Source organism: Hanstruepera flava (assembly GCF_023634025.1).
GTDB lineage: Bacteria > Bacteroidota > Bacteroidia > Flavobacteriales > Flavobacteriaceae > Hanstruepera > Hanstruepera flava.
This window is the reverse complement of record NZ_JALJCW010000013.1, coordinates 1-1,040: the sequence shown is the minus strand read 5'-3', so window position 1 is coordinate 1,040 and position 1,040 is coordinate 1. Positions and strand designations below refer to the sequence as shown.

Below are 1,040 nucleotides of genomic sequence, written 5' to 3'. Positions count from 1 at the left end.
GCATAACGCTGTCGTTGAATCACATATCCAAAGGGACGGGAGTGCGCAGCACGTAGTAACTTTGGTCAGCTTTAGCTGAATGTGATTCAACGTGTTTGTATATGATTTGTTGCGTGGTTTAGCACGTAATTTAGCAAATAAAAACCGAATAGAAAATCCGCGAGGATTTTCGTAAGTAGGCTAGGACTAGCAATAAATTATATACGGTGTTGGCGTGTCGTTTTTTATTTTTCATTATAGATGTCACAATCTATTGTTCCATTAATTTCATTCATAAATTTTACTGTTCGTTTACTAAAATGAAGTCCTGGACTTTCATCTCCAAGGAAAATGACAACTTCTAAAACATATTCAAATTCAGGGTTTCGTTTTTTAAGTCCGATTAATTCACTTTTATGGTTTTCAAGTTTGTCAATCAGTTTTTCAATTTCTTTAAAAAAATATGGATTTATTAATTTTCCTGAAGAATATTCCCAAATTGTACAAACAGGCGTTTTTCCGTTCTCAAATTTTTGTTTGAAATCGGTAGGTTTAATTGTTAGATAAGAGTTAAATTCCGAGATTCCAAACTTTTCATTTTCGGTTTTAATTGCAAAATATGTGTATCCTTTCGTGTTTGTCATATACCATTTGCATATTTATCAATCCATTCATAAACTTTATTTTCAATAAGTTCCGTTTTTTGAGATTCAAATACTTCCTTTGGATTCTCCCAATCATTGTCATAAATAACATATATTTTATAATTTTCTCTATAAAACCCAACGTCCAAAATCGGTCCTTCTTCATAAATATGACTTAACTGTAAAATATCCTCTGTTTTTTCAGCTTGTATTAACCAGTCTTTATTCAATGTGAATCCGCTTTGGTCATATTCCACATTCCACATATTTATATTGCTCGATATTCTTCTGTTTTTAATCATTTTCTTGATGTTCCTCAAATGCACGCCAACGGTTTTGTGTATGGCTCGTTGCGGAAAAATCCGCAGGATTCTTTCCGCCGTAACCGAAAGATAGCAAATTGCAATGAATTCCGAT

Annotated in this window: 2 protein-coding genes; both read right to left on the bottom strand. The window is 32.7% G+C overall.

Going from position 1 to position 1,040, the window contains the following annotated elements:
• Positions 1-224 precede the first annotated feature (224 nt).
• On the bottom strand, positions 225-623 hold the full coding sequence (locus tag MTX13_RS14335; RefSeq protein ID WP_250437428.1) for a DUF4279 domain-containing protein: 399 nt from the start codon (positions 621-623) through the stop codon (positions 225-227).
• Positions 620-1,040: hypothetical protein (locus MTX13_RS14330; RefSeq protein ID WP_250437414.1), on the bottom strand; the 421-nt coding region annotated here is incomplete at its 5' end. The genes MTX13_RS14330 and MTX13_RS14335, both read right to left, overlap by 4 nt.